We start from the raw sequence: 26,450 nt of genomic DNA on the forward strand, positions 1-26,450 counted from the left end.
CAGAAAACCGGGGACAGATATGGCCTATATCTACGACGACCAGAACATTTTCGCCAAGATCCTGCGCGGCGAGATTCCGAACCAGACGGTTCTGGAGACCGCGCATACCCTGGCCTTCAACGACATCCAGCCGCAGGCGCCGATCCATGTGCTGGTGATCCCCAAGGGACCCTATGTCTGCTTCGACCATTTCTGTCTCGAAGCCAGCGAAGCCGAGATCGTCGATTTCCATCGCGCGGCCGGCGAGATCTGTCGCCAGCTCGGCGTGCAGCCCGGGATGGGCGGGGGTGGCTACCGGACGATCTCGAATGCCGGCGAGGCCGCGGTGCAGGACGTGCCGCATTATCACCTGCATATCCTGGCCGGACGTAAGCTCGGCCCGATGCTGATGCGGGCTCCGGGCTAGGACCGCCCTGCGCCGGAAGGCTGCGCGGCGTCCGGGGTTGGACCGTGACAACCATTGTCATTGGACCGGTGCCTGACGCCGTGCAAGTCTGACCGGCAGGTCACATGGAGCTTTGCCATGCAACGAATGTTCCGCCGTCTGGCTGTCGTCCTGGCGCTGGCCCCGCTTCTGGGGCTCGGTGCCACCCCGACCCGCGCCGACAGCCTGATCGGCAGCTACATCGCCTTTATCGGGCAGGACGATCTGTACAATTCGCAAGGCAAGCGCCTGACCGCGCCCTGGCAGGTGCTGCGCCAGGACCGGGCGAATTTCCACCGTTTCGGTGTGTCGCAGCCGGGCGACGAATGGGATCCCTATTTCGGTGTTGCGGCAAATCGGGCGACCTTGGAGCGGATGGTGCGCAACGGCCGGATCGATGCCCCGGCCGGGAAGGCGCTGCTGCGCGGCGGGGTGATGGTCGAGGTGCGGATTTACGGCACGGGCAAGGTCGGGCGCCGTGTCGAAGTGGACGTGGTCCGCTGAAGGACGGAACCGGCCTGCCCGAGTCTCCTGGCCGGGTGACTGCGCGGGCAAGGCCGGGGCGTCGGTGTCCTATCGCCGGTCCGGCTCGGGCGTATAGCTGCCGAGTTCGCGGGCGATCTTGGCGCAGGTCAGCTTCAGCCGGTCATGCATCGCCTCGAAATTGGGCGGGCTGTTGCGCCGGCTGAATGCCGCCACCGTCACGCAGGCCACCGCGCGGCCGTCGGGCATGACGATCGGGCAGACCACGTCGGTCACGCCGATGATGTCGCGGCTTTCGTGGATCACCCCGCCCAGTTCACGGGCCTCCTGCATCGCTTCTTCCAGGGTCGCGGGGTCCGGGGGCAGGGCCATCAGAAGCTGGCAATCTGCGATCATCCGGTTGCGGATATGCTCTGGCTGGAAGGCCATCAGCACCAGTCCGGAATGGGCATCGGCAAGCGGGCGGCGATAGCCGAGCTTGAGCGCAAAGTTCATGTCGGAGCCACCCGATACCGCCGCAATGATCACCGCCTCGCCGCGATGGGCGACGACCAGATGCGCGGCTTGGCGCACTTCGGCGGCGAACTGTTCCACAATCGGCGCGGCGACGCTGACCAGATCGCGGGCCCGCGCAGTCTGCATTCCAAGGCTGAAGAGCTGGTTCGACAGGGTCAGCCCCTCACCCGAATCCTCGCGCTGCAGATAGCCGCGATCCAGAAGCACATGCACCATCCGGAAGATTTCGCTGGTCGATCGGCCAAGCTTCTCGGCGATCTGCCTTGTGTTCAGCGGTCGCCCCTCCCGGGCCAGAATTTCGAGGATATCCAATCCCTTCTCAAGGGCGGGTGCGCTGTAGGTCGGGCGATCTTCAGACATACGGAGACATTTCACTTATAAACATTGACGTCATATATAAAGTTTCCTAGCGTTTGACATCAAGGACTATCCTCAAGCTTGCTTGGGTTCCGTTGATAGAGTGCAGAGGGGGAGCTCCGCACCCATGAACTACAACTTCAAATTCAGTGCTCTCTGGCCCTATATGCCGGAGATTCTGAGCGGCGTCATCCTGACCCTGCAGCTGGCCTCGGTGGCGATGCTGTTCGGGCTGGCGATCGGGCTGGCGGTGGCGATCGGCCGCGTGAGCAGCCGCCCGGCCATTCGGATGGCGGCGCGGGTCTATGTAGAGGCGATCCGCAACACGCCCCTGCTGGTGCAGCTGTTCATCGTGTTCTTCGGTCTCCCGTCGCTGGGTCTGCGCCTGGGCGCGAATACCGCGGCGGTCATCGCCCTGTCGATCAACCTGGGCGCCTACAGTGCCGAAATCCTGCGGGCCGGGTTCGAGTCGGTCCGGGTCGGGCAGGTCGAGGCCGGGCGCTCCCTGGGGCTGACGGCGGCGCAGACCTTTCGGCATGTCGTTCTCTTCCCCGCTATCAAGGCGATCTATCCGGCGCTGGCCAGCCAGTTCGTCCTGCTGATGCTCACGACCAGCGTCGTGTCCTCCATCGGCGTGACCGAACTGTTCGGGCAAGCCGCCTTCATCGACTCGCGGACCTACCGGTCCTTCGAGGTCTATACCCTCATAACCCTGTCCTATCTGGTTTTCACCCTGGGCTTTCGGGCCCTGTTCTCGGCGATCTACTGGGCCGTATTCGTTCGGAGATCGCACCGATGATCCGGGAATTCTCGCTGAACGATCTGGTCTTCCTGCTGGAAGCGCTGCGCTGGACGGTGCTGCTGGCGCTGGTCGCCGCGGTCGGCGGCGGGCTGCTGGGCCTGCTGGTCGCCATCCTGCGCACCCTGGCCTTCCGGCCGGCGAACTGGCTGGCGCTGAGCTACATCAACCTGGTGCAGGGCACGCCGCTGCTGGGGCAACTCTTCGTGTTCTTCTTCGGACTGCCGCTCCTGGGCGTCAATGTCGACGCCTGGGTCGCTGCTTCGATCTCGCTGTCGATCTATGCCTCGGCCTTTCTCGGCGAGATATGGCGTGGCAGCCTGCAGTCGGTCTCGTCGCGTCAGTGGGAGGCCGGGGCCAGTCTCGGCCTGACCTACATGCAGCGGCTGACCCATGTGATCCTGCCGCAGGCGATCCGCATCTCGATCGCGCCGACCGTCGGTTTCCTGGTGCAACTGGTCAAGAACACCTCTCTGGCGGCGCTGATCGGCTTTGTCGAACTCACCCGGGCCAGCCAGATCATCACGGCGGCGACCTTCGCGCCGCTGACGGTCTACGGCATCGCCGCGGTTCTCTACTTCGTTGTCTGCTTCAGCCTGTCGCAACTCAGCCAGCGACTGGAAAGGAAATACCATGCCCCTCGTTGATCTTGCGGATGTTCACAAGAGTTTCGGCGCCGTCCCGGTTCTCAAGGGAATTTCGCTGACGCTGGAAAAGGGCGAGATCGTTGCCGTCATCGGCCGCTCCGGTTCCGGCAAATCGACGATGCTGCGCTGCATCAACGGGCTGGAACTGGTGCAGTCGGGCAGGATCGTGGTGGACGGGATCGAGCTGACCGCCCCGGGCGCCGACCTGAACGCGCTGCGCGCCCGCGCCGGGATGGTGTTCCAGAGCTACAACCTGTTCCCGCATCTCTCGGTCGAGCGCAATGTGATGCTGGCGCTGAAACTGGTGCGCAAGATGAGCACCGAGGACGCGCGCAGCCTTGCCCATGCCATGGTCGCCAAGGTCGGGCTGGCCGACAAGCTGTCGGCCTTTCCCGACGAGCTGTCGGGCGGCCAGCAACAGCGGGTCGCGATTGCCCGGTCACTGGCGATGCAGCCGACATTGATGCTGTTCGACGAGATCACCTCGGCGCTGGACCCGGAACTGGTGGGAGAGGTGCTGCGGGTGCTGGAGAGCGTCGCGGAAGAGGGCATGACGATGATGCTCGTCACCCACGAGATGAACTTTGCCCGGAATGTCGCCGACCGGGTGATCTTCATGCACGAGGGCCGGATTCACGAAGACGGCCCGGCGCGTGAAACCCTGTCGGCGCCGCGAACGGACGAGCTGAAGAGCTTTCTGAGCGCCGTCCTGCACTGACGAACAACCAACCAAGAAACCGCTTAAGGGAGAAGAAGCGATGTTCAAGAAACTGACCAGAATTGTATCGGCCGGGCTGCTTGCGGCCAGCGCCTTGGCAGCGCCGGGCGCGGCCGGAGACCTGCAGGACATCCTGTCGGCGGGCAAGGTCCGGATCGGGGTTCCGGTGGATGTCGCGCCCTTCGGGTCGAACGACGAGAACAACCAGCCCGTCGGCCTGGACGTGGACATGGCCCACAACATCGCCGAGGCCCTGGGGGTCGAACTCGAACTGCAGCAGATCACCGGCGCGAACCGGATTCCCTATCTGCTGACCGGCAAGCTGGACATCGTGATCTCGGTGATGGGCGCCACCCCGCAGCGGGCGTTGCAGATCGCCTTCAGCTCGCCCTATTCGGCGGTGTCGAGCGGCGTCTTCGGGCCGGACTCGATCCCGGTCTCGAAACCGGAGGATCTGACCGACCAGACCATCGCCGTCGCGCGCGGCACGACCCAGGACCTGCTGCTGACCAAACTGGCGCCGAACGCGAAGATTCAGCGCTATGACGACGACGCGACCGCTGCGGCGGCCTTCACCTCGGGTCAGGCCGAACTGTTCGCGACCGCCGATATCGTCGCCAAGGTGATGATGATGCAGGACCCCAGCCTGGAGCTGAAGCCGAAGTTCATCATGGCCTTCAACCCGACCTACATCGGGGTTCGGCAGGACAGCCCGGCACTGCTGCAATGGCTGAACACCTTCGTGCATGTCGGGATGCTGGACGGCTCGCTGGCTGCCCTGACCGAGAAGTGGCTGGGCACCCCGCTGCCCGATCTGCAGCCTCTCTGAACCTGTTTCGAAACCTTCCGGCAGGGGGCTGCGGTCCCCTGCCGATCCCCTGTTCATGACTGCATAGAAAGCTGGGCCTCATGTCTTCGGCGCATACCACGATCGACTTCGACCGCAATGGCAAGCAGGTCGGCTTTGTCGACATTCCGCATTCGCCGCATGACGATGCCTGGGGCGCCACGCGGCTGCCGCTGGCCGTCATCAAGAACGGCAACGGCCCGACGGCAATTCTGCTGGCCGGCAATCACGGTGACGAGTACGAAGGCCCGATCACGCTGGGCGAGATGATCCGCGATCTCGATCCGGCCGAGGTCAGCGGCCGCCTGATCTTCCTGCCGGCGCTGAATCTGCCGGCGGTCCTGGCGGGGCAGAGAACCTCGCCCGTGGACGGGTTGAACCTGAACCGGACCTTTCCCGGCGATCCGCGCGGCACAATCACCCAACAGATCTCGGCCTATGTCAGCGATGTGCTGATGCCGATGGGCGACGCCTATCTGGACCTGCATTCCGGCGGCTCGTCGCTCAACATCCTGCCGAGCGCGATCATCGAGCCGAGTCACGACCCGGAACTGCGGCGTCGCAACACCGCCGCCGTGGTCGCCTTCGGCGCACCGCTGACGGTGGTGATCGACAATCTCGGCGAGCCGCGGACCTCGACCGCCACGGCGGTGCGGGCGGGGCTCATCACCGTCGGCACCGAAATGGGGGGCGCCGGCACCGTCTCTCTCGAAGCGCTGGCGATCTGCCGGCGCGGGGTGCGCAACGTTCTGGCGCATCTGGGAATCACCGAGTCCAGCGGCGCACCGGTGCCGGAGCGCCCGGAGGCGATCCTGCGCATCCCGGGCCACGATGGCTATCTGCTGTCGCCATGCAACGGGGTTTTCGAGCCCTATCATCCGCTTGGAACCCAGGTGAGCGCGGGCCAGGCGGCGGGATGCATCCACAATCTGGGCGACCCTTCTCGCCAACCGGAACTGTTGCGATATGCTGCGGACGGCGTCGTCTATGGGCGCCGCCAGCCGGGTCGGGTCACCGCCGGCAACTGCTGCGTCGCGGTTGCGGCGCCCTTCGAAGGGGAATTGGATTGAGCCAGCAAGGCCGGGCGCCGGATACCAGAGCCGCAAGCGGGCGGGTGACATGAGCGGGCGCGGCGCGGGGGACGGGCTGCACCCGGTCCTGGCCGAGGCCGTTACGGCACGGTTGCAGGGGCCGCGTTACAGCGAACTGACGATCGAGGAGGCGCGGGAGCTGAGCCGCTCCCGTCAGGGGGCGCCGACCCGTTTGCCGCCGGTCTTCGCGGTCGGGGATGTCTCGATCGAGAGCGACGCGGGGCCGATCCCGGCGCGGCTCTACCGGCCCTCGGGTAAGTCGATGCTGCCCCTGATGGTCTATTTCCACGGCGGCGCCTTCGTGATGGGCGATCTGGAGTCGCATGACGCGATTCTGCGAAAAGTGGTGGCGGATTGCGGGATCATGGTCCTGTCGGTGGACTATCGTCTGGCCCCGGAACACCCGTTCCCCGCCGCGATCGACGATGCCGGGGCGGCGCTGCGCCATGTTCTGGCGCGGGCCGAGGCGATGGGCGCCGATCCGGCCGCAATTCTGGTTGGCGGCGACAGTGCCGGCGGTGCCATAGCGATTGCCGCGGGCCGTGGGCAGCCGCAGGTCGCCGGCATGGTGCTGATCTATCCGGTCACCGATCTGTCGCGGCTGGGCGAGACCGAGAGCTATCGGCGGTTCGGAAGCGGTGCCGTCGGTCTGTCGCTGGACGACATGCAATGGGCGACCGGGCTCTATGCACCGGACCCGGCAAGCCGGCTGGACTGGCGCTGCTCGCCCCTGCGCGCCGAGCCGCCGCTCGACATGCCGCCGGCCTTTGTCGTCACCGCCGAACTGGATGTCCTGCGCAGCGAGGGCGAGACCTTTGCCGGGCTGCTTGCCGACAACGGCTGCCAAGTCGAGCATCTGGCGGTCCGGGGTGTCAATCACGGGTTCATCGCCGCGTTCGGCAAGGTGCCGCAGGCCGACAGCGCCATTGCCGCGCTCGCAGACTGGATCGACCGGACATGCCGGCCGGAAACGATTGAGCCGGGGAGGGTGACGTCGTAGCCTGCGCCGGCAGGGCGCCCCGCCGGGACGTCCATCCAGGCGATCCGACGGGATCGTGCAACGAACCCAGCAGCGAAAGATCTTCAGACCATGACCCGTATGCCCCGATCCCTCCAGAAGGGCCTCGCCTTTCGCCAGAAGCTGCGCACCGGGCAGATTGTCAGCGGCGCATGGTCGACCCTCGGGTCGCCCGAGATCGCCTATGGCATGGCGCGGGCCGGGCTCGATTATGTCCTGGTGGACCTGGAGCATGGAAAGGGCGGGATCGACGGGCTTTCGGCGCAGGTTCAGGCGCTGGCCGGGCTCGACACGGCGATCATGGTGCGGTTGCCGGAACACGGGGCGGGGGACATCAAGCGGATTCTGGATGCCGGTGCCAATGCGCTGCTTGCGCCGCAGGTCAACGCGGCGGCCGAGGCGGCCGGGATCATCGAGGCTTCCCTGTTCCCGCCGGAGGGCCGGCGCGGGGTGGCGGTCGGATCCATTGCTGCGGCCGACTGGGGCTATGAGCCGGAGAGCTATTTCGCCAATGCCAACGAGGCCCTGACCATCCTGACCCAGGTCGAGACCCCGCAGGCGGTCGAGACCCTGCCCGAGGTTCTGGCCCTGTCGCGGCTGGACGGGATATTCGTCGGCCCGAACGATCTGTCGGCCGCGATGGGCATGTTCCGCGACTATGACAACCCGGCGTTCCGTGACGCCTTCGCGCAGGTGATGGAACGAACGCTGGCGGCAGGCAAGGTCTTCGGGGCGCTGCCGTTCCCCGGCATGGAGCCCGCCCGCCTGTTTGCAGGCGGGGCGCAGGTGGTGACCGGCGGCGCCGACATGGCGCTTGTCCGGGCGGGCGCGCAGGCCATCGTCGCGCAGGCCGAGGAGTGCCGCCGAACCAAGGGCAAGGGCTGAACGTCCCCCGGTATTCCGCTTTTCCGATGTCGGCGCTTGACAGGATTGCGGGAGCAGTGCACCTGTGGGCTAACTGGTATCTCAGTTGAGGTATCAGTTTGGTTGTCAGCCAGGGCCGTCTGGCCGGGATACTGAACTGGGAGGAAGTATCATGAAGAGACTGATCAAATCCGGGGCCTTGGCCGCCGCATTTCTGGGCTTCGGAGCCTTGCAGGCCGCAGCGGAATTCCCCGAGAGCCAGATCACCATGATCGTGCCGTTCGGCGCCGGTGGCGGTTCGGATCGCGTGGCGCGGACCGTGGACCAGTTCTGGCAGCAAGAGACCGGCGACAGTTTCAATTTTCAGTATCAGCCCGGCGCCGCCGGTTCGGTCGGTACCGCTGCCATCGCGAATGCCAGCCCGGATGGCTATACCATCGGCATCGTGAACCTGCCGAACATGGTTGTGCAGCCGGTGGTCGGAACCGGCACCTTCGCGCTGGACGGCTTTGATTACATCGGCCGGGTCAATTCCGACCCGATCGTGCTGATGGTGCCGGATGCCAGCCCCTACAAGACGCTGGAAGACTTCGTCGCCGCGGCCAAGGAAGCGCCGGGCACGCTGACCCTGGCGATCACCGGCACCATGGGAGCGGCGCATCTGGCGGCCCTGCAGATGATGGACGGCGCCGGGATCGAAGTGACCCTGGTGCCGACCCAGGGCGGCGCGAACACCGTCGCGCGGATCGCCGGTGGTCATGTCACGGCCGGGCTGATCGGGCTGGGTCTCTACACCAGCCAGGACAATGGCCGGGCGCTGGCGCTCACCGCCGATGCCCGCTCGGATTTTGCGCCGGATGTCCCGACCTTCTCGGAAAAGGGCATCTCGCTGGACCTTGCGACGGCGCGGATCATCGTTGCGCCGGCGGGACTGCCCGAGGACGCGCTGGCCTATCTGCGGTCGACGCTTGAGAAGGTCACCGAAAGCGAAGGCTTCATCACCGCTTCGGCCGAACAGGGCCAGGGCGCGATCTGGCAGGATGGCGAGGCGCTGGAGGCTTCGGTCAAGGCGATGGAAGAGAGCATCACCGGCCTGCTGCGCAAATACGAGTTGATCGACTAGCGCCGTCCGCGCGGGACCGGGAGACCCATCCAGATGTCTCTAGCTCAGAGCATTGCCGCGGCGACGGACCCGATGGTCCTGATGATGATCGTGCTGGCGACCGTTTTCGGCGCGATCATCGGCGCCCTGCCGGGCTTCAGTTCGGTCATGGCGATCTCGCTCCTGCTGCCGGTCGTCTATCCGATGGACCCGCTGATGGGGCTTCTGGTCCTAGGGTCGATCTATATGGGGGCGATGTACGGGGATGCCAATGCAGCGATCCTGCTGAACATTCCCGGCACCGCCTCGTCGCTGCCGACCACCTTCGACGGGTTTCCGATGACCCGGCAGGGCCGCGCCCGCGAGGCGATGCTGGCGGCCCTTGCCGGTTCGGTCTTCGGCGGCGTGACCGGGGTTCTGGTCCTGCTCCTGAGCTTCGGGGCGCTGGCGGAGTTCTCGCTGCGATTCGGTCCGCAGGAGTATTTCTGGCTGACGGTGCTGGGCCTGACGACCATTGCAGCGCTGTCGGAAGGCAATATGGTCAAGGGACTGGTCGGCGGCGGGCTGGGCATCGCCATCAGCCTGATCGGACTGGATTCCTACTGGGGCACGCCGCGCTTCACCTTCGGGCAAAGCTCTCTGATGGCCGGGATCCATCTGATCCCGGCCCTGCTTGGACTGTTCTGCGTATCGCAGGTCTTCGCCAGTCTGGCGGCGCCCGGGGGGGACCGCCGGGCGCCCGAGATCGGGCCGCAGAAGGATGCCTTGCACAGGGTTCTCCGGACCATGGTCCGGCGCTGGGACGTGATGCTCCGTTCCTCGGCGATCGGCGTGGTGATCGGGATGCTGCCGGGGGCCGGGGGGCCGATCGCCTCGACCATCTCCTATAACGAGACGCGGCGCTGGGACCGGGACAGTTCCAGTTTCGGCAAGGGCCGTGTCGAAGGTGTCTTTGCCTCGGAAGTGGCCAACAACGCGATGGTCGGCGGCAGCCTGATCCCGATGATGGCGCTGGGAATCCCCGGCAATGTGAACGCCGCGGTGATCCTGGGCGCGCTGCTGTCCTTCGGGATGCGGCCCGGGATGAACCTGATGACCGACGGCTCGGGCATCGCCATGTCCTTCATGATCGGTCTGCTGATCTCGAGCATCCTGCTGGCGCCTCTGGGCTATTTCCTGATCATCCGGGTCTCGACCCTGGTCCTGCGAATCCCACGCACCTATCTGGCGCCGACGATCCTCGTTTTCGCCACGGTCGGTGCCTATTCGGTCACCAACTCGATGTATGGGGTCGTCATCATGACCGTCATGGGGATCGGCGGCTATGCCTTCCGCCGTATCGGGATCGAGGCGGCGCCGATCGGCCTGGGGATGATCCTTGGACCGATCGCCGAGCGCGAGTTCACCAGTTCGATGCTGATCGCGCATGCGCAGGGCAGTTACTGGAGCATCGCGATGCGGCCGATCTCGCTGGTTCTGATCGCGCTCTGCCTGCTGTCGATCGCGACGCCGCTGCTGCTGGCGCTGCGCAGCCGGCGGGCGGCCCGGCGCAGGGCCGAGACGACAGCGTCGGAGCAGGCCTGACATGCCGGTTCTCGAGAAGTTCATCCTGGCGGCGGTGATCGTGCTCTGCGCGCTGTTCGCGTTCCAAGCACTGGAGATCAAGCCGCCGGCGCGGGCCTTCCCGCTTTTCGTCAGCATCCTGACCGGGGCCATGGCGGTTCTTGCCCTGGCCCGCTCGGTGGCGCGGCCCCTGACGGTGCCGATCTTCACCGGAGGCACGGGCCGGGTGGTGATGACCGGCGCGGCGGGGCTGGTGCTCTATGTCGTGGTGCTGCCGGTCGGCTACATCCCGGCGACGCTGGGCTTCCTGTTCCTGGGCTATGTCATGCTGATGCAGGAGAGGTCGGCGCGGTCGATCCTGGCCGCGGCGCTGATCGCGCTGGCCGCCACCGGGTTCACCTGGCTGTGCTTTGCCTACTGGCTCGGGGTCAACCTGCCCTGATGCTCAGTCCGACATCCCCAGGGCCCGACGCCACGACGCCTTCAGATGTGCCGCCATCGCTTCGGCCGCGCGGTCCCCGTCGCCGTCGATCACACTGCCGAGGATCGTGAGATGCTCGCGGATCGCCCTTTCATCGGTGTAGTTCCGAAGCCGGAACACCAGCCGCGACAGTTGCAGGCGGCCCAGCATCCGGTCGAAGAGGTCGTTGGCAAAGGCATTGTCCAGCGCCGAGACGAACAGCCTGTGCATCTCGTGGTCAAGCGCGGTCAGCGCGTTGATCTCGGCAAGGTCGAGCGTTTCGCGCGGCCGGCTCTGTTCGCCCGCGGCCCGGGTCCGGTCGCGCAGCTCGGCCGCCGCGGCCTTGTCGCCGCGCTCGGCAAAGACGCGCACCGCCTCAATCTCGATCAACAGGCGCATCTGGAAGGCGTCGTTGATGGTCTTCTCGTCGATGTCCAGAATCTTGATGCCGCGCTGCGGGATCAGCGTCACCACGCCTTCGCCTTCCAGCCGCTTCAGCGCCTCGCGCATCGGGCCCATCGGCATGTCGAGCAGGCCGCACAGTTCGCGCTGCGACACAAGCTGCGCCGGACGCAGCGCACCCGCATTCAGCTTCTCCATGAAACGCTCATGGGCCAGATTGCGCAGCGTGGCGGGTTTGGCGGTGTCGGTCATCCGGGGCGGCATCCTTGCGTCAACGGGCCTGGGCGATCCATCCCGGCTTTGCGAAGCGCAGGGAACCGCAGGTCCGGCTATCGGAGGCCACTGATATCTCAATCAAGCACTCAATCAAAGGGTCTGCCGTGACAGAGTCCCCGGTCCCCACATTCCTCGGATATCGGCGCGGTCAGGGACGGCCCGGCATTCGCAACGCCCTTCTGGTGCTCAACATCACCGGGCTGACGGCGCCCTCGGCGCGGAGGATTTCCCGCGATCTGGTCGGCAGTCTGCTGGTGTCGATGGATCACGGCGCGGCCATCAACGGCCGTGGCGAGGCGCCGGTGGAGGCGACCCTCGAGAGCCTGGCCCGGCATCCGAATGTCGGGGCGGTTCTGATCCTGAGTGCTCATCGCGGCAAGGCGCAGGCGCTGCTGGAAAGGCTGTCCGATGATGACCGGCCGGCCGTGGCGGTGACGCTGGACGACGCCAACCGCGACGCGCTGGAATTCCGGCTGGCGGCGGTGCGGGCCGGGGCACAGCTGATGGCGCGGATATCGACCCAGCGGCGCGAGGCACTGCCCTGGAGCGACCTGATGCTTGCGCTGGAATGCGGGATGTCGGACCCGACCTCGGGGCTGGTGGCCAACCCGCTGCTGGGTCTGGTGACCGACCGGCTGATCGCTGCCGGCGGCGCGGCGGTCTTTGGCGAGACCACCGAATGGCTGGGCTGCGAGGGGCACCTGGCCGAGCGGGCGGCGACACCAGAAATCGCGGCGCGTATCCGGCAGGCGGTGCATCGCCGCGAGACCCTAGCCCGCGACGGCGGGATGGACCTGATCGGCAACAACCCCAACGATGCCAATATCGCCTCGGGGCTGACCACGATCGAGGACAAGGCGATCGGCAGCGTGGCCAAGTCCGGCAGCGCGCCGATCACCACCTTTCTGGACTATGGCGAACGCTTGCAGCGGCCCGGACTCGCGGCGATGGACGGGCCGTCCTACACACCCGAGTCGCTGACCGGCCTGGTGGCGGCGGGGGCGCAGATCGCGCTCTTCACCTCGGGTGTCGGGAATTCCTTCGTGAACCGCCTTGCCCCGACTCTGAAGATCACCGCCAATGCCGAGACCGCCGCGAAGCTTCCGGTGCAATTCGATTTCTGCTGCGCCGAGGCGCTGACCCAGCCGGACAAAATGGCAGCAACCGTCGATGCGCTTGTGGCCCGGATCGTCGAGGTCGCCTCGGGCGCGCTGACCTTCGGCGAGATACTCGGCGAGGATGACGAGGTCGTCGCCCGGTTCGGAGAGACGCTGTGATGGACCAGGACAGGACCGCCAGGGCAATTCGCCTGCGGGCAGAGGATACCGTGGCAGTGGTCATTCAAAGGGTCCGCAAGGGCGATCGGGTGACGATCACCGGCCCGGGTGCGCCTGTTTCGGTGACGGCGGCGGAAGACATCCCCTGTTACCACAAGATCGCCCTTTCCGCAGTCCAGCCGGGGCAGAGCCTGCTGCGCAACGCGATCCCGATCGGCGCGGCGCTGGCCGAGATCGGCGCCGGAGACTGGGTGCACAGCCACAATCTGGCCAGCGGCTGTTCGCGGCGGGCGGGGGAGGGTGCCGATGGCTGAGCGGCCCAACATCCTGTTTCTCTTCTCCGATCAGCACGCGCAGCGGGTTGCCGGCTGCTATGGCGACGGCATAGCCGAAACGCCGGCGCTGGATGGTTTGGCCGCTGCGGGCGTCACCTTCGATGCCTGCCATACCCCATCTCCGATCTGCGGACCGGCCCGGATGTCGATGCTGACCGGGCGCGAGCCGAACGACACCCGGGTCTGGACCAACAACGACATGCTGCCCTCGGACATGCCGACCTATGCCCATGCCCTGACAGCCGCCGGATACGAGACGATCAGCATCGGACGGCTGCATGCCCTGGGCCCGGATCAGCATCGGGGCTTCACGACGCGGCTGGTCGGCGACCATTCCCCGAACTGGCCCGGTGTCGCGCGGCATGACATGGGCGTGCTGAGCAAGACCCACGGCCCGAACCGGGTCAGCGTCGAGCGCAGCGGCCGGGGCAACAGTGCCTATCAGAGCCTCGACGAGGCGACCCTGGAGGCGGCGCTGGCACAACTGGACCAACTGGGGGAGAGACGGCAGGCGGGGGATGCCGCGCCGTTCTTCCTGCAAGTCGGCTTCATGCTGCCGCACCCGCCCTATGTGGCGCGGCCCGAGGACTACGACAGGTTCGAGGGCCGGGTGCCGCCGGCGGCGATCCCGGCGCCGGATGATCCGCATCCCTGGGTTGACTGGTGGCGCCGGGTTCGCGGTGTCGCGGATGTCACCAAGGCCGAGGCGGCGCGGTCGCGGGCGGCCTACTATGCGCTGGTGCGACGGATGGACCTGCATATCGGCCGGATCCTGGATCGGCTGGCGGCGCTCGGGCTGAGCGAGGACACTCTGGTGGTCTATGCCTCGGACCATGGCGACCACATCGGCGAACGCGGGCTGTGGTGGAAGCACACGATGTACGATGACTCGGTCAAGGTGCCGTTGCTCCTGCGCTGGCCGGGCCGGATTCCGGCCGGTGCGCGGCGCGGCGAGAATGTCGGCCTGCTGAATGTGACGGCTGCATTCCTCGAGGCCGCCGGGGCACCGCCGCTGCCCAATTCCAGCGCCGACAGCCTGCTGTCGCTGGCCCGCGGCACGGCGGAGGACTGGGCGGATACCGTTGTTTCGGAATATTGCGCGAATCCCGAAGAAGCCTATTCCGGCGGGCGCTGGACCCTGCAGCGCATGGTTCGGACGGGACCGTGGAAATACATCTGGCACGACGGCTTTCCGGAACAGTTGTTCGACATGCAGGCCGACCCCGAAGAGCGCCACGATCTGGCCGGGGACCCGGGCCAGTCGGACCGGCTGGCGCAGTTTCGGGACCGGGCGTTGGCGGGCTGGAATCCGGAGGCGATCCGGGCCGCGATGGCCGCGCGGGCGCGGGATCGCGAGTTGCTTTGCCGCTGGGCCGGGGCGGCGCCGCCCCGGGATGCCCTGCGATGGGAATTCCCACCCGATATCAACCGCCTGGACGGCTAGGCAGGGCAGGTCAGCATGTCGGATCGTCGATCAGCGGCGTCGGCTTGGCCAGGTCGAGCAGGGATTTCTGGTTCGAGACGGTGACCCGGCTGCCCTCGATCTTCACGCCGTAGGGTTGCAGGGTCTTGATCGCGCGCGACAGGTTCTCGGCCGTCATGCCCAGGATCGACGCAAGGCGGCGCTTTTCGATATCGAGTTCGAAGACCCGGGCGCCCTCGGACTCGATCTGCTGTCGCAGGATGTAATTCGCCAGACGTTCCAGCGAGCTGCGCAGCTTGAGATTCTTGGTGTTCTTGATCGAGGCCCGGTAGCATTGGGCCAGTTCGGCGACGACGGCCCGGGCAAAATCACTGTCCCTTTCGAAGGTGTCGCGCACATCTTCCGAGGGAATCAGCACCAGACGCGATTTCTCCATGGTCCGTGCCGACATCAGATAGGGCGCGTCCCGAATCGTCGCCGCTAGGATGAAGGTGCCCAGGGGCCGCACGATGGCCATCGTGGTGTCGCGATTGTCCCATGAGGCCAGCATCTCGACCGTGCCTTCGACCACGATATGCAGGAAATCGCTGCGATCGCCTTCGGTGACCAGCTCGATCTGCGGGGGAAAGGTCTGGACATAGGCGCCCCGCATCAGGGTGCCGAAATTGCCGCTCTCCATGTCGCGAAACAGCGGAAGGGATCGGACCTCCGGTATGTCTGATGCTTTCAATTCGGTTTACCCATTTCTGCCACTTGATAATTATCAATCCTAATATTGTCGGTTGTCAAGATTCTGGAAAGGTTTCGTAAATTAGCCGCATGACATTCTCTAGTGGCTCCAAAATTAGTGTTTCATAAACTGTTTATTTCGTTCTGTTGGCTCAGCATAGTTGATCCAGATCATGCTCGGCCGACTCTCCGGGCCGCATGACTGGCCACAAGCCATTCGTGGCAGTTGCATTGGAATCTTTCGGAGGAACGGTCATGCATTCCAGTGAAGGCGGTCGCAATACCGATCAGACCCGTGCACTCGCACTCAGCACCATCGCCTTTACCGCCTGTTTCGCGGTCTGGACACTGTTCTCGATCATCGGCGTCGAGATCAAGCGCGAACTCGGGCTGAACGAATTCCAGTTCGGCCTTCTGGTCGCCACGCCGATCCTGACCGGGTCGGTCTCGCGGCTGTTCCTGGGGGTCTGGACCGAGAAATACGGCGGCCGTCTGGTGTTCACCGCGCAGATGCTGCTCACCGCGGCCGCGACCTGGATGCTGACCTGGGCGTCGAGCTATCCGATGTATCTGATCTCGGCCCTGGGGATCGGCCTGGCCGGCGGATCGTTCATCATCGGCGTTGCCTATGTCTCGCGCTGGTATGGTTCGGGGCGGCAGGGCACCGCGCTCGGCATATTCGGCGCCGGCAACGTCGGCTCCGCGGTCACCACATTCGTCGCGCCCTTCGTCATGGTTGCCTATGGCTGGCACGGGGTGGCGCATGTCTGGGCCTCGGTGCTGGCGGCGATGGCAGTGCTGTTCTTCCTTCTGGCCAAGGACGACCCCAAACTCGTCGAGCGCCGCAAGAGCGGGATAAGGCCGCCGACCTTCGCCGAGCAGGTCGCGCCGCTGCGGAACCTGCAGGTCTGGCGCTTTTCGCTGTATTACTTCTTCGTTTTCGGTGGCTTCGTGGCGATCGCGCTGTGGACGCCGCACTACCTGATCGACGTCTACCACGTCGATATCCGGACCGCCGGCATGGCGGTGGCGGCCTTCGGCCTGTCGGGGTCGCTGTTCCGCGCCTATGGCGGGCATCTGTCCGACCGGTTCGGCGCGCGCTCGGTGATGTACTGGAGCCTCGGGTTCTCGACCATCCTGCTGTTCATGCTGTCCTACCCGGAAACAAGCTATGTCATCGCGGGCAAGAACGGGCCGATCGCCTTTACCACCCGCATGGATTTCCTGCCCTTCGTGGTCACGCTATTCGCACTGGGCTTCTTCATGAGCCTGGGCAAGGCGGCGGTGTTCAAGCACATCCCGGTCTATTATCCGAACCACGTCGGCGCCGTCGGCGGGCTGGTCGGGATGATCGGCGGCCTGGGCGGCTTCCTGCTGCCGATCATGTTCGGCGCGATCCTCGACCTGACCGGCATCTATACCTCCAGCTTCGCGTTGCTGTTCCTGCTGGTCGGGGTCTCGCTGCTGTGGATGCACATGGCAATCCGGGTGATGGAGCGGTCGGCACAGGGCACGCCGCTGGATCAACTGCCGCAACTGCCCGAGATGCAGGGGATGCCGCTGCCCGAGGGCCGGGCGGCAGCGCATACGCTGGAGGAATGGACCCCCGAGGACCCGGTGTTCTGGGAGGCCAAGGGACGCCGGATCGCGCGGCGAAACCTGTGGATTTCGATCCCGGCGCTTCTGCTGGCCTTCTCGGTCTGGATGGTCTGGTCGGTCGTGGTGGCGCGTCTGCCGGCGATCGGCTTTGCCTTCACCTCCGAGCAGCTGTTCTGGCTGGCCGCCCTGCCTGGCCTGTCGGGGGCGACGCTGCGGATATTCTACAGCTTCATGGTGCCGATCTTCGGCGGTCGGCTGTGGACCACGATCTCGACCGCCTCGCTGCTGGTTCCCGCGATGGGCATCGGCTATGCGGTGCAGAACCCCGACACGCCCTATTTCATCTTCCTGGTCCTGGCGCTGCTCTGCGGCTTCGGCGGTGGCAACTTTGCCTCGTCGATGGCCAACATCGCCTTCTTCTTTCCGAAGGCCGAAAAGGGCAACGCGCTGGCGCTGAACGCCGGGCTGGGCAACCTCGGCGTGTCCGTGATGCAGTTTCTGGTGCCGATCGTCATCACGACGGGCGTCTTCGGGGCAATGGGCGGACAGCCGCAAACCCTGCCCGACGGCGGCCAGCTCTGGATGCAGAACGCCGGCTTCGTCTGGGTGCCGTTCATCCTGGTGGCGACGGTCCTGGCATGGGTCGGGATGAACGACATCGCCGACGCCAAGGCCAGCTTCCGCGAGCAGGCGATCATCTTCAGCCGGTTGCACAACTGGCTGATGTGCGTGCTCTACACCGGAACCTTCGGCAGCTTCATCGGTTATTCGGCGGGTTTTCCGCTGCTGACCAAGCTGATGTTCCCCGAGGTGAATGCCCTGCAATACGTCTTCCTCGGCCCGCTGGTCGGGGCGTTGAGTCGCGCCGGCACCGGCTGGATCAGTGACCGCTTCGGCGGCGGGCGGGTGACCTTCTGGACATTCCTCGGCATGATGGTTGCGGTCTTCGGTGTGATCTTCTTCCTGCCCATCGGCGGGACAGGCGGCAGCTTCATCGGTTTCTTCGCCTGTTTCATGGCGTTGTTCCTGCTGACCGGGGTCGGCAATGCGTCGACCTTCCAGATGATCCCGATCATCATGGGCCGCGAGATCCCGCGCCTGATGCCGAAGCTGGACGCAGAAGCCACACGCCGACAGGCCGACCGCGAAAGCGCCGCGATCATCGCCTTCACCTCGGCCATTGCCGCCTATGGCGCCTTCTTCATTCCCAAGGCCTACGGCACCTCGATCGCGATGACCGGCGGGCCGGTGATGGCGCTATGGGGCTTCCTCGGTTTCTACGCGATCTGCGTGGCCATCACCTGGGTCTTCTACACCAGGCCCGGCGGCCTTCTGCACGACATCGAACATGGCAAGTCCGCAGCCGCGGCCGCCGAACCCGCACGATAAGAAAGGACGCATGTCATGAGCCATCTGCTCGACCGCCTGAATTTCCTGCAATCGAAGGATCAGGAGACATTCTCCAACGGCCATGGCCAAGTCACCCGCGAGAACCGCGAATGGGAGAACACCTATCGGGGACGCTGGCGGCATGACAAGATCGTCCGCTCGACGCATGGGGTGAACTGCACCGGGTCATGTTCGTGGAAGATCTACGTCAAGTCCGGCATCGTCACCTGGGAGACCCAGCAGACCGACTATCCGCGGACCCGGCCCGACCTGCCGAACCACGAACCGCGGGGCTGCGCGCGGGGGGCGTCCTACAGCTGGTATCTCTATTCGGCGAACCGGGTGAAGAACCCGCTGATCCGCGGCAAGCTGAAGAAGGTCTGGCGCGAGATGCGCAAGACGAAGTCCCCGGTCGAGGCCTGGGCCGCGATCCAGAACGACCCGATCCTGCGCCAGGGCTATGTCGAGACCCGCGGCAAGGGCGGCTTCGTGCGCGCCAGCTGGGACGAGGCGACCGAGATCGTCGCCGCCGCCAATGCCTATACCGCCAAGACCTACGGGCCCGACCGGGTGTTCGGCTTTTCCCCGATCCCGGCGATGTCGATGGTCAGCTATGCCGCCGGATCGCGCTATCTCAGCCTGATGGGCGGGGTCTGCCTGTCGTTCTACGACTGGTATTGCGACTTGCCGCCGGCCAGTCCGCAGACCTGGGGCGAGCAGACCGACGTGCCGGAATCGGCCGACTGGTACAATGCGGGATTCCTGCTGCTCTGGGGCTCGAACGTGCCGCAGACCCGGACTCCGGATGCGCATTTCTATACCGAGTCACGCTATCGCGGCACCAAGTCGGCGGTGATCTGTCCCGACTATTCGGAAGCCGCCAAGTTCAGCGATATCTGGCTGGCGCCCAAGGCGGGCACCGACTCGGCGCTGGCAATGGCGATGGGCCATGTGATCCTGCGCGAGTTCCATCTTGATCGGCAGGCCGGCTATTTCGAGGACTATGCCCGCAAATACACCGACATGCCGATGTTGGTGCGGCTGGAAGAAAAGGACGGAAAGCTGATCCCGGGGCGGTTCGTCCGGGCCGACGAATTCTCGGACAAGCTGGGCGAGACCAACAATCCCGACTGGAAGACCGTCGCGATCGACGAACTGTCCAAGTCCATCGTCGCGCCGAATGGTACGATCGGGTTCCGCTGGGGCGAGAAGGGCCTGTGGAACCTCGAGGAACGGGCCGGCGAGGCGGAAACGCGGCTGAAGCTGTCGCTGCTGCTGGAGGAGGACCACGACGAGGTTGTCGGGGTCGATTTCCCCTATTTCGGCGGCGCCGCGACCGAGCATTTCGTCAAATGCGACCACCCCGAGGTGCTGACCCGCAACGTGCCGGTCAAGCGGATCGCGCTGGCCGACGGCGAGGCGATGGTGGCCACGGTCTTCGACCTGTTCTGCGCCAACTACGGGCTCGATCGCGGGCTGGGCGGTGACTGGGTGTCGAAGGATTTTGCCGAGGACAAACCCTATACACCGGCCTGGGCCGAGAAGATCACCGGCGTTGCCGCCGACAAGATCGTCACCGTGGCCCGGGAATTCGCCCGGAACGCCGAGAAGACCGAAGGCAAGTCGATGGTCATCCTCGGGGCCGGGCTGAACCACTGGTACCACATGGACATGGCCTATCGCGGCATCATCAACATGCTGGTGATGTGCGGCTGCGTGGGCAAGTCGGGCGGCGGCTGGAGCCATTATGTCGGGCAGGAGAAGCTGCGCCCGCAGACCGGCTGGCTGCCGCTGGCCTTCGGTCTGGACTGGAACCGCCCGCCGCGGCAGATGAACGGCACCAGCGCCTTCTATGCCCATACCGACCAGTGGCGTTACGAAACGGTGACGGCCAAGGATATCCTTTCGCCCACGGCCCCGGACGGCGACTGGGACGTGTCGATGATCGACTACAACATCCGCGCCGAACGGATGGGCTGGCTGCCCTCGGCGCCGCAGCTGAAGCAGAACCCGCTGGAGGTGGGCAAGGCCGCCAAGGCCGCCGGCGTCGATGTGAAGGTCTATGTGGCCAAGGGGCTCAAGGACGGGTCGTTGCAGATGTCCTGTGAGGACCCGGACGCGCCCGAGAACTGGCCGCGCAACATGTTCGTCTGGCGCTCGAACCTGCTGGGTTCCTCGGGCAAGGGGCATGAGTATTTCCTCAAGCACCTGCTGGGCACCCAGCACGGGGTTCTGGGCCATGACCTGGGCGAGGAGGGCCGCGCCAAGCCGAAAGAGGCGACATGGCACGAGAAAGCGCCGGAGGGGAAGCTCGACCTGCTGGTGACGATCGACTTCCGGATGAGCACCACCTGCGTCTATTCCGACATCGTGCTGCCGACGGCCAGCTGGTACGAGAAGAACGACCTCAACACCTCGGACATGCATCCCTTCATCCACCCCCTGCAGGCGGCGGTGGACCCGGCTTACGAGAGCAAGTCGGATTGGGAGATCTTCAAGGCGATCGCCCGGAAGCTTCAGGATGTCGCCCCGGAAGTCCTCGGGGTCGAGACTGATGTCGTGGCGCTGCCGTTGCAGCACGACACGGCCTCGGAACTGGCGCAGCCCGATGTGAAGGACTGGAAAAAGGGTGAATGCGAGCTGATCCCGGGCAAGACCGCGCCGGCCTATATCGCGGTGGAGCGCGACTATGGCGCGATCTACGACAAGTTCGTCGCGGTCGGGCCGTTGCTGGACAAGCTGGGCAATGGCGGCAAGGGCATCGGCTGGGAAACCAGGGACGAGGTGCAGCATCTGCGCGAGCTGAACGGCGAATGGTCCGACGGTCCCGCCAAGGGCTGTCCGAAGATCGACACCGATATCGACGCCACCGAAGTGATCCTGATGCTGGCGCCGGAGACCAACGGCGAGGTGGCGGTCAAGGCCTGGCAGGCACTGGAGCAGTTCACCGGGCGCGACCATGCCCATCTGGCCGAGGCCAAGGAAGACGAGAAGATCCGCTTCCGCGACATCGCAGCGCAGCCGCGCAAGATCATCTCTTCGCCGACCTGGTCCGGGATCGAGAGCGAGAAGGTCTGCTACAACGCCGGCTACACCAATGTGCACGAGCTGATCCCCTGGCGCACCCTGACCGGGCGACAGCAGCTCTATCAGGATCACCTCTGGATGCGGGCCTTCGGCGAGGGCTTCTGCCAGTATCGCCCGCCGGTCGATCTGAAGACGATCACCACGGAAGTGAACCACGACGCCCGCGAGAATGACCCGCATGTGGTGTTGAACTTCATCACGCCCCACCAGAAATGGGGCATCCATTCGACCTATTCCGACAACCTGCTGATGCTGACGCTGAACCGCGGCGGGCCGGTTGTCTGGATGTCCGAGATCGACGCCAAAACCGCGGGCCTGGTCGATAACGACTGGATCGAGGCCTACAACGTGAACGGCGCCCTGACGGCGCGGGTGGTGGTCAGCCAGCGGATCAAGCAGGGCACGCTGTTCATGTATCACGCCCAGGAGAAGATCGTGAACACGCCCGGCTCGGAACGCACCGGCAACCGGGGCGGTATCCACAATTCGGTCACCCGGACGGTCCTGAAACCGACCCACATGATCGGCGGTTATGCCCAGTTGTCCTACGGGTTCAACTACTACGGCACCGTCGGAGCGAACCGGGACGAATTCGTCATCGTCAGAAAGATGCGGAAGGTCGATTGGCTCGACACGCCCGTCGGCAGCAAGGAGGCCGCAGAATGAAAGTCCGCGCACAAATCGGCATGGTGCTGAACCTCGACAAATGCATCGGGTGCCACACCTGCTCTGTCACCTGCAAGAACGTCTGGACCAGCCGCGAAGGCGTCGAATACGCCTGGTTCAACAATGTCGAAACCAAGCCCGGCACCGGCTATCCGACCGACTGGGAGAACCAGAAGAAATGGAAGGGCGGCTGGACCCGGACCAAATCCGGCAAGCTGCAGCCCAAGCAGGGCGCCAAGTGGCGGATCCTGTCGAATATCTTCGGCAACCCGAACCTGCCCGAGATCGACGACTATTACGAACCCTTCACCTTCGACTACGACCACCTGAAATCGGCGCCGGACATGTCGGCCTTTCCCACCGCGCGGCCGCGGTCGCTGGTCTCGGGCGAGCGGATGGAGAAGATCACCAAGGGCCCGAACTGGGAAGAAATCCTGGGCGGCGAGTTCGAGACGCGCAGCAAGGACTACAACTTCGACGGCATCCAGAAGGAGATTTATGGAGAGTATGAAAATACCTTCATGATGTATCTGCCGCGGCTCTGCGAGCACTGCCTGAACCCGGCCTGCGTGTCCTCCTGCCCCTCGGGTGCGATCTACAAGCGCGAAGAGGACGGCATCGTCCTGATCGACCAGGAAACCTGCCGGGGCTGGCGGATGTGCGTCTCGGGCTGCCCCTACAAGAAGGTCTATTACAACTGGAACTCGGGCAAGTCCGAGAAATGCACGCTCTGCTATCCGCGGATCGAAAGCGGCAATCCGACGGTCTGTTCGGAAACCTGCGTCGGGCGAATCCGCTACATCGGCGTGATGCTCTATGACGCCGACAAGATTCAGGACGCCGCCAATGCACCGGATGAAAAGGACCTCTACGACGCGCAGCTTGGCGTCTTCCTTGATCCGCGCGATCCGGCGGTGATCGAGGCGGCCCGCGCCGGCGGCGTCCCGGAAGACTGGATCAAGGCGGCGCAGGAAAGCCCGGTCTGGAAAATGGCGATGGAGTGGAAGGTCGCCTTCCCGCTGCATCCCGAATACCGGACCTTGCCGATGGTCTGGTACATCCCGCCTCTGTCGCCGATCCAGAATGCCGCCGCTGCCGGGAAGATCGGCGTCGATGGCGAGATGCCGGATGTGACCAGCCTGCGGATTCCGGTGAGATACCTTGCCAACATGCTGACGGCGGGGGACGAGGCGCCGGTGGTCAGCGCGCTGGAGCGGATGCTGGCGATGCGGGCCTATATGCGCTCCAAGACGGTGGACGGGGTCATCGACGAAGGCATCGCGGCCCGCGTCGGGCTTTCCGGCCGGATGATCGAGGACATGTACAAGATCATGGCCATTGCCGATTACGAGGACCGTTTCGTGATCCCGACGACGCATCGCGAGCAGGTCGAGGATGCCTATGACCTGCGCGGGGAATGCGGGTTCACCGATACCAACGGCTGCTCTCCCGGGATCAACAAGGGGACGTTGTTCGGCGGCAAGAAACGGCCGCTGAAGATGCCGACGGAGGCGATGCGATGACAGTCCTCCTCCAAGACCGGACGCTCAAGGCGCTGTCGCTGGTGCTGAGCTACCCGACCGGGGAACTGCAGGCGGCGATGCCCGAGATCGGCGCCGTCCTAGCGGCGGACACGCGGCTGACGGCCGCCACGCGGCGGGCCCTGCGGCCGCTGGTCACGGCGCTGACGGTGGATGACATCTACGAGCTTCAGGAACGGTTCGTGATGCTCTTCGACCGGTCGCGCACCCTGTCGCTGAACCTGTTCGAGCATGTCCATGGCGAAAGCCGCGACCGGGGCGGGGCGATGGTCTCGCTGGTCGAGACCTATCGCGCGGCGGGGTTCGATCCGGCGACATCGGAACTGCCCGACCATCTGCCGGTCTTGCTGGAGTTCCTGGCGACCCGGCCGGCGGCGGAGGCGGCCGAGACACTGGCCGACGCGGCACATATCCTTGCCGCCCTGGCCGAGCGGCTGGCCAAGCGCGACAGCCCCTATGCGGCGGTGTTCGAGGCCTTGTGCCAGCTGTCTCAGGCCACGCCCGACCGCGAGATCGTTGCCGAATTGCTCGAGCATCCCGATGACGATCCCACCGATCTGGCGGCGCTCGACGCGGTCTGGGACGAGGCCCAGGTCACTTTCGGCCCCGATCCCAATGCCGGCTGCCCGCAGGTCCGCGACATGCTGGCCAACATGGACACCCCCAGAACACCCGCGCCGGCCCCCCGGCACGCGGCCAAGTAGCGGAGGCTCAGATGCACTATTTCATTTTCGGAATATACCCCTACATCGCCCTGGCGATCCTGGTGATCGGCAGCATCGCCCGCTATGACCGCGACCCCTTCACCTGGAAGACCTCGTCCAGCCAGCTTCTGCGCCGCCGGCAGCTGATCCTCGGCTCGGTCCTGTTCCACATCGGTGTGCTGACGATCTTCTTCGGCCATGTCGTCGGGCTGCTGACCCCGATCCCGCTGCTGGAGGCGCTGCATGTCGGGCATCAGTTCAAGCAGATACTGGCGATCGTCGTGGGGGGCTTCGGGGCGGTCCTGGCGCTGGTGGGCGGCTTCATGCTGCTGCACCGCCGCCTGACCGACAGCCGGATCCTCGCGACTTCCAGCAAGATGGACATCGCAATCCTGGCGCTGCTGCTGTTCCAGCTCTGCCTCGGCGCGCTGTCGATCTTCGTGTCGCTGCAACATATCGACGGCAGCGAGATGATCAAATTCATGCTGTGGGCGCAGGGCATCTTCACCCTCGACCCGAACGCGGCCAGCTATACCGAAGGCACGTCGTGGATATTCGAACTGCATATCCTGACCGGCCTGACGATCTTTGTCCTGTTCCCGTTCAGCCGTCTGGTCCATATCGCCTCGGGCATCTTCGCGCCGATCCGCTATGTGCTGCGGCCCGGTTATCAGATCGTCCGCTCGCGTCGCCTGGCCGCATCGGCGGGCAAGCGCCCGGCCACCAAACCGGCGGAGTAGGGCATGTCGGCGGCGCTTCTTCCCGAACTGGTGGTGAACGGAACCATCATCCCCGCAGCGGCGATTTCGGCCGAGGCGCAGAACCACCATGCGCCCAAGGGCAAGCCCGGCCTGGCCTGGCGCAAGGCGGCCCGTGCCCTGGCGGTGCGACAGCTGTTGCTGGAAGAGGCGCAGCGGCGTGGCATCGTCGCCACCTGCGAAGACCTTGGCGCCGGGAAGAGCGAAACCGAGGACGAGGCGTTGATCCGGGCGCTTCTGGAAGAGGCGCTGGAGGCGCCGGAACCATCGGAAGAGATGGTGCGCGCGGAATGGGCCAAGGAGCCCGATCGCTACAGGGCGCCGCCGCTCTGGGAGGTTTCGCACATCCTCTGCGCCTGCGACCCCGGTGAGCATGAGGCCGCCAGCGCGGCGCGAATCCGGGCCGAGTTGCTGATCGAGGCATTGAACAAGGGCGCCCGCCGCTTTGCCGATCTCGCGGCCAGCGACAGCGACTGCGGATCGAAAGCCAATGGTGGTACCCTGGGCCAGCTTGGCCCCGGCGACACGGTGCCCGAATTCGAGGCCGTCCTGCGCCAATTGCCGGAGGGCGAGATCACGCAAGAGCCGGTACGGACTCGGTTCGGCTGGCATGTGGTGCGGATGGATGCCTGCGCGGAGGGCCAGGTATTGCCCTACGAGGTGGTTCGTCCCAAGCTGGCCGAGGCTATGGAAAAAGCCGCCTGGACCGAAGCCGCGCGGGCTTTCGTCGATGAACTGGTGGCGGCGGCGAAGATCAGCGGGCCGGATATCCGGGCGCTGTAGGCCAGTCAGGGAAGGACCAGGGATGAACATCGCCTATACCATCGCCCCGGGCCGCGGCGACACCGACCTGTTGCTGCAACGGCTGGCGACCGATCTGGCGGCGCGCGGGGTTCGGACCTGCGGCACCGTCCAGATCAACAGCGAGAGGCCCGGCAGTCTTCCCTGCGACATGGATATCCAGGTGCTGCCCGCCGGTCCGGTGCTGCGGATTTCGCAGGAACTCGGGGCCGGGTCGCGCGGATGCCGGCTTGATCCGGCGGCGCTGGAACAGGCGGTGGCGCTCTGCGAGGCCGAGGTGGCGGAGGGGCCGGATATCCTGATCATCAACAAGTTCGGCAAGCATGAGGCCGAAGGGCGCGGCTTCCGGGCCCTGATCGCCGAGGCTCTGGGCCAGGGGATTCCGGTTCTGGTCGGGCTTAACCGGCTGAGCAGGGAGGCCTTCGACAAGTTCTGCGAGGGGCTGGCCGTCGAACTGGCGCCGGACATCCAGGCGCTGCGAGGCTGGGCGGAGCAGGTCCTGGCGCTGGAACGGGTGTAGCGGCCCCGGACCGCCCGGCGCATCTGCCGTGGCGTCGCCCTCGGTATCGGCTGA

At 65.4% G+C, this 26,450-nt stretch carries 25 protein-coding genes; 22 read left to right on the forward strand and 3 right to left on the reverse strand.

All coding sequences use genetic code 11. The features are described from left to right. Nucleotides 1-19: 19 nt before the first annotated feature. Nucleotides 20-406: an HIT domain-containing protein gene (locus tag NUW50_RS16950; protein ID WP_258290342.1), complete on the forward strand. Its 387-nt coding sequence runs from the start codon at nt 20-22 to the stop codon at nt 404-406. Between the two features lie 117 nt (nt 407-523). Continuing rightward, nucleotides 524-928 (forward strand): hypothetical protein, encoded by a 405-nt coding sequence (locus NUW50_RS16955; protein ID WP_258290343.1) that lies wholly within the window; start codon nt 524-526, stop codon nt 926-928. 69 nt (nt 929-997) lie between these two features. Here NUW50_RS16955 and NUW50_RS16960 read toward each other — a convergent pair whose 3' ends face one another. Continuing rightward, nucleotides 998-1,783 carry an IclR family transcriptional regulator gene (locus NUW50_RS16960; protein ID WP_258290344.1) on the reverse strand — a complete coding sequence of 262 codons (786 nt, stop codon included), beginning with the start codon at nt 1,781-1,783 and terminating at the stop codon, nt 998-1,000. Between the two features lie 124 nt (nt 1,784-1,907). Between NUW50_RS16960 and NUW50_RS16965 the strand changes: the two genes are divergently transcribed. The 10 genes from NUW50_RS16965 (at nt 1,908) to NUW50_RS17010 (ending at nt 10,871) form a co-directional block, all read left to right on the forward strand. Beyond that, nucleotides 1,908-2,579, forward strand: a complete 672-nt coding sequence (locus NUW50_RS16965) for an amino acid ABC transporter permease (protein ID WP_258290345.1) — start codon at nt 1,908-1,910, stop codon at nt 2,577-2,579. Continuing rightward, nucleotides 2,576-3,226 carry an amino acid ABC transporter permease gene (locus NUW50_RS16970; RefSeq protein WP_258290346.1) on the forward strand — a complete coding sequence of 217 codons (651 nt, stop codon included), beginning with the start codon at nt 2,576-2,578 and terminating at the stop codon, nt 3,224-3,226. The genes NUW50_RS16965 and NUW50_RS16970 overlap by 4 nt, the downstream gene beginning before the upstream one ends. Beyond that, nucleotides 3,213-3,944 carry an amino acid ABC transporter ATP-binding protein gene (locus tag NUW50_RS16975; RefSeq protein WP_258290347.1) on the forward strand — a complete coding sequence of 244 codons (732 nt, stop codon included), beginning with the start codon at nt 3,213-3,215 and terminating at the stop codon, nt 3,942-3,944. Before NUW50_RS16970 ends, NUW50_RS16975 begins: the two co-directional genes overlap by 14 nt. A gap of 40 nt (nt 3,945-3,984) precedes the next feature. After that, complete coding sequence (locus NUW50_RS16980) at nt 3,985-4,773, forward strand: transporter substrate-binding domain-containing protein (RefSeq protein ID WP_258290348.1); 789 nt, start codon at nt 3,985-3,987, stop codon at nt 4,771-4,773. 80 nt (nt 4,774-4,853) lie between these two features. Next, the gene (locus NUW50_RS16985; RefSeq protein WP_258290350.1) at nt 4,854-5,861 is read left to right on the forward strand and encodes a succinylglutamate desuccinylase/aspartoacylase family protein; all 1,008 of its coding nucleotides are present in this window, start codon (nt 4,854-4,856) and stop codon (nt 5,859-5,861) included. 49 nt (nt 5,862-5,910) lie between these two features. After that, a complete protein-coding gene (locus tag NUW50_RS16990) occupies nt 5,911-6,882 on the forward strand; it encodes an alpha/beta hydrolase (protein ID WP_258290351.1) in 972 nt (323 codons plus the stop codon). A gap of 90 nt (nt 6,883-6,972) precedes the next feature. Next, complete coding sequence (locus NUW50_RS16995; protein ID WP_258290352.1) at nt 6,973-7,785, forward strand: HpcH/HpaI aldolase family protein; 813 nt, start codon at nt 6,973-6,975, stop codon at nt 7,783-7,785. A gap of 151 nt (nt 7,786-7,936) precedes the next feature. Next, on the forward strand, nt 7,937-8,887 hold the full coding sequence (locus NUW50_RS17000) for a Bug family tripartite tricarboxylate transporter substrate binding protein (RefSeq protein ID WP_258290353.1): 951 nt from the start codon (nt 7,937-7,939) through the stop codon (nt 8,885-8,887). 33 nt (nt 8,888-8,920) lie between these two features. Continuing rightward, entirely contained in the window at nt 8,921-10,450 is a 1,530-nt protein-coding gene (locus NUW50_RS17005) for a tripartite tricarboxylate transporter permease (protein WP_258290354.1), read from the forward strand. Between the two features lies 1 nt (nt 10,451). After that, entirely contained in the window at nt 10,452-10,871 is a 420-nt protein-coding gene (locus NUW50_RS17010; RefSeq protein ID WP_258290355.1) for a tripartite tricarboxylate transporter TctB family protein, read from the forward strand. Between the two features lie 3 nt (nt 10,872-10,874). Here the strand turns inward: NUW50_RS17010 and NUW50_RS17015 are convergent, their stop codons facing one another. After that, nucleotides 10,875-11,543, reverse strand: coding sequence for a GntR family transcriptional regulator (locus NUW50_RS17015; protein WP_258290356.1), 669 nt, complete (start codon nt 11,541-11,543; stop codon nt 10,875-10,877). A 128-nt stretch (nt 11,544-11,671) separates the two neighbouring features. On the opposite strand from NUW50_RS17015, the gene NUW50_RS17020 reads away from it, so the two are divergent. From NUW50_RS17020 to NUW50_RS17030, 3 genes are read left to right on the forward strand one after another with little or no spacing between them, the layout of a single operon-like run. Next, a complete protein-coding gene (locus NUW50_RS17020; RefSeq protein ID WP_258290357.1) occupies nt 11,672-12,844 on the forward strand; it encodes a UxaA family hydrolase in 1,173 nt (390 codons plus the stop codon). Continuing rightward, nucleotides 12,844-13,158 (forward strand): UxaA family hydrolase, encoded by a 315-nt coding sequence (locus tag NUW50_RS17025; RefSeq protein ID WP_258290358.1) that lies wholly within the window; start codon nt 12,844-12,846, stop codon nt 13,156-13,158. Before NUW50_RS17020 ends, NUW50_RS17025 begins: the two co-directional genes overlap by 1 nt. Further along, the gene (locus tag NUW50_RS17030; RefSeq protein ID WP_258290359.1) at nt 13,151-14,623 is read left to right on the forward strand and encodes a sulfatase-like hydrolase/transferase; all 1,473 of its coding nucleotides are present in this window, start codon (nt 13,151-13,153) and stop codon (nt 14,621-14,623) included. The genes NUW50_RS17025 and NUW50_RS17030 overlap by 8 nt, the downstream gene beginning before the upstream one ends. A gap of 10 nt (nt 14,624-14,633) precedes the next feature. On the opposite strand, the gene NUW50_RS17035 is transcribed toward NUW50_RS17030, so the two are convergent. Then, nucleotides 14,634-15,332, reverse strand: coding sequence for a cyclic nucleotide-binding domain-containing protein (locus NUW50_RS17035; protein ID WP_258290360.1), 699 nt, complete (start codon nt 15,330-15,332; stop codon nt 14,634-14,636). Between the two features lie 254 nt (nt 15,333-15,586). On the opposite strand from NUW50_RS17035, the gene NUW50_RS17040 reads away from it, so the two are divergent. Genes NUW50_RS17040 through NUW50_RS17070 form a run of 7 tightly spaced genes read left to right on the forward strand, consistent with a single transcriptional unit; the run spans nt 15,587 to nt 26,396 of the window. Then, nucleotides 15,587-18,319 carry a nitrate/nitrite transporter gene (locus tag NUW50_RS17040; protein WP_258290361.1) on the forward strand — a complete coding sequence of 911 codons (2,733 nt, stop codon included), beginning with the start codon at nt 15,587-15,589 and terminating at the stop codon, nt 18,317-18,319. Nucleotides 18,320-18,334: 15 nt separating this feature from the next. Beyond that, nucleotides 18,335-22,072: a nitrate reductase subunit alpha gene (locus NUW50_RS17045; protein WP_258290362.1), complete on the forward strand. Its 3,738-nt coding sequence runs from the start codon at nt 18,335-18,337 to the stop codon at nt 22,070-22,072. Beyond that, nucleotides 22,069-23,595 (forward strand): nitrate reductase subunit beta, encoded by a 1,527-nt coding sequence (gene narH / locus NUW50_RS17050; RefSeq protein ID WP_258290363.1) that lies wholly within the window; start codon nt 22,069-22,071, stop codon nt 23,593-23,595. The genes NUW50_RS17045 and narH overlap by 4 nt, the downstream gene beginning before the upstream one ends. Beyond that, a complete protein-coding gene (narJ, locus tag NUW50_RS17055; protein WP_258290364.1) occupies nt 23,592-24,317 on the forward strand; it encodes a nitrate reductase molybdenum cofactor assembly chaperone in 726 nt (241 codons plus the stop codon). The genes narH and narJ overlap by 4 nt, the downstream gene beginning before the upstream one ends. Nucleotides 24,318-24,328: 11 nt before the next feature. After that, nucleotides 24,329-25,057, forward strand: a complete 729-nt coding sequence (narI, locus tag NUW50_RS17060; protein ID WP_258290365.1) for a respiratory nitrate reductase subunit gamma — start codon at nt 24,329-24,331, stop codon at nt 25,055-25,057. A 3-nt stretch (nt 25,058-25,060) separates the two neighbouring features. Beyond that, nucleotides 25,061-25,858, forward strand: coding sequence for a peptidylprolyl isomerase (locus tag NUW50_RS17065; protein WP_258290366.1), 798 nt, complete (start codon nt 25,061-25,063; stop codon nt 25,856-25,858). A gap of 22 nt (nt 25,859-25,880) precedes the next feature. After that, the gene (locus NUW50_RS17070; protein ID WP_258290367.1) at nt 25,881-26,396 is read left to right on the forward strand and encodes a DUF2478 domain-containing protein; all 516 of its coding nucleotides are present in this window, start codon (nt 25,881-25,883) and stop codon (nt 26,394-26,396) included. Nucleotides 26,397-26,450: the final 54 nt, after the last annotated feature.

It is taken from the genome of Frigidibacter sp. ROC022 (assembly GCF_024723735.1).
GTDB lineage: Bacteria > Pseudomonadota > Alphaproteobacteria > Rhodobacterales > Rhodobacteraceae > SLM-1.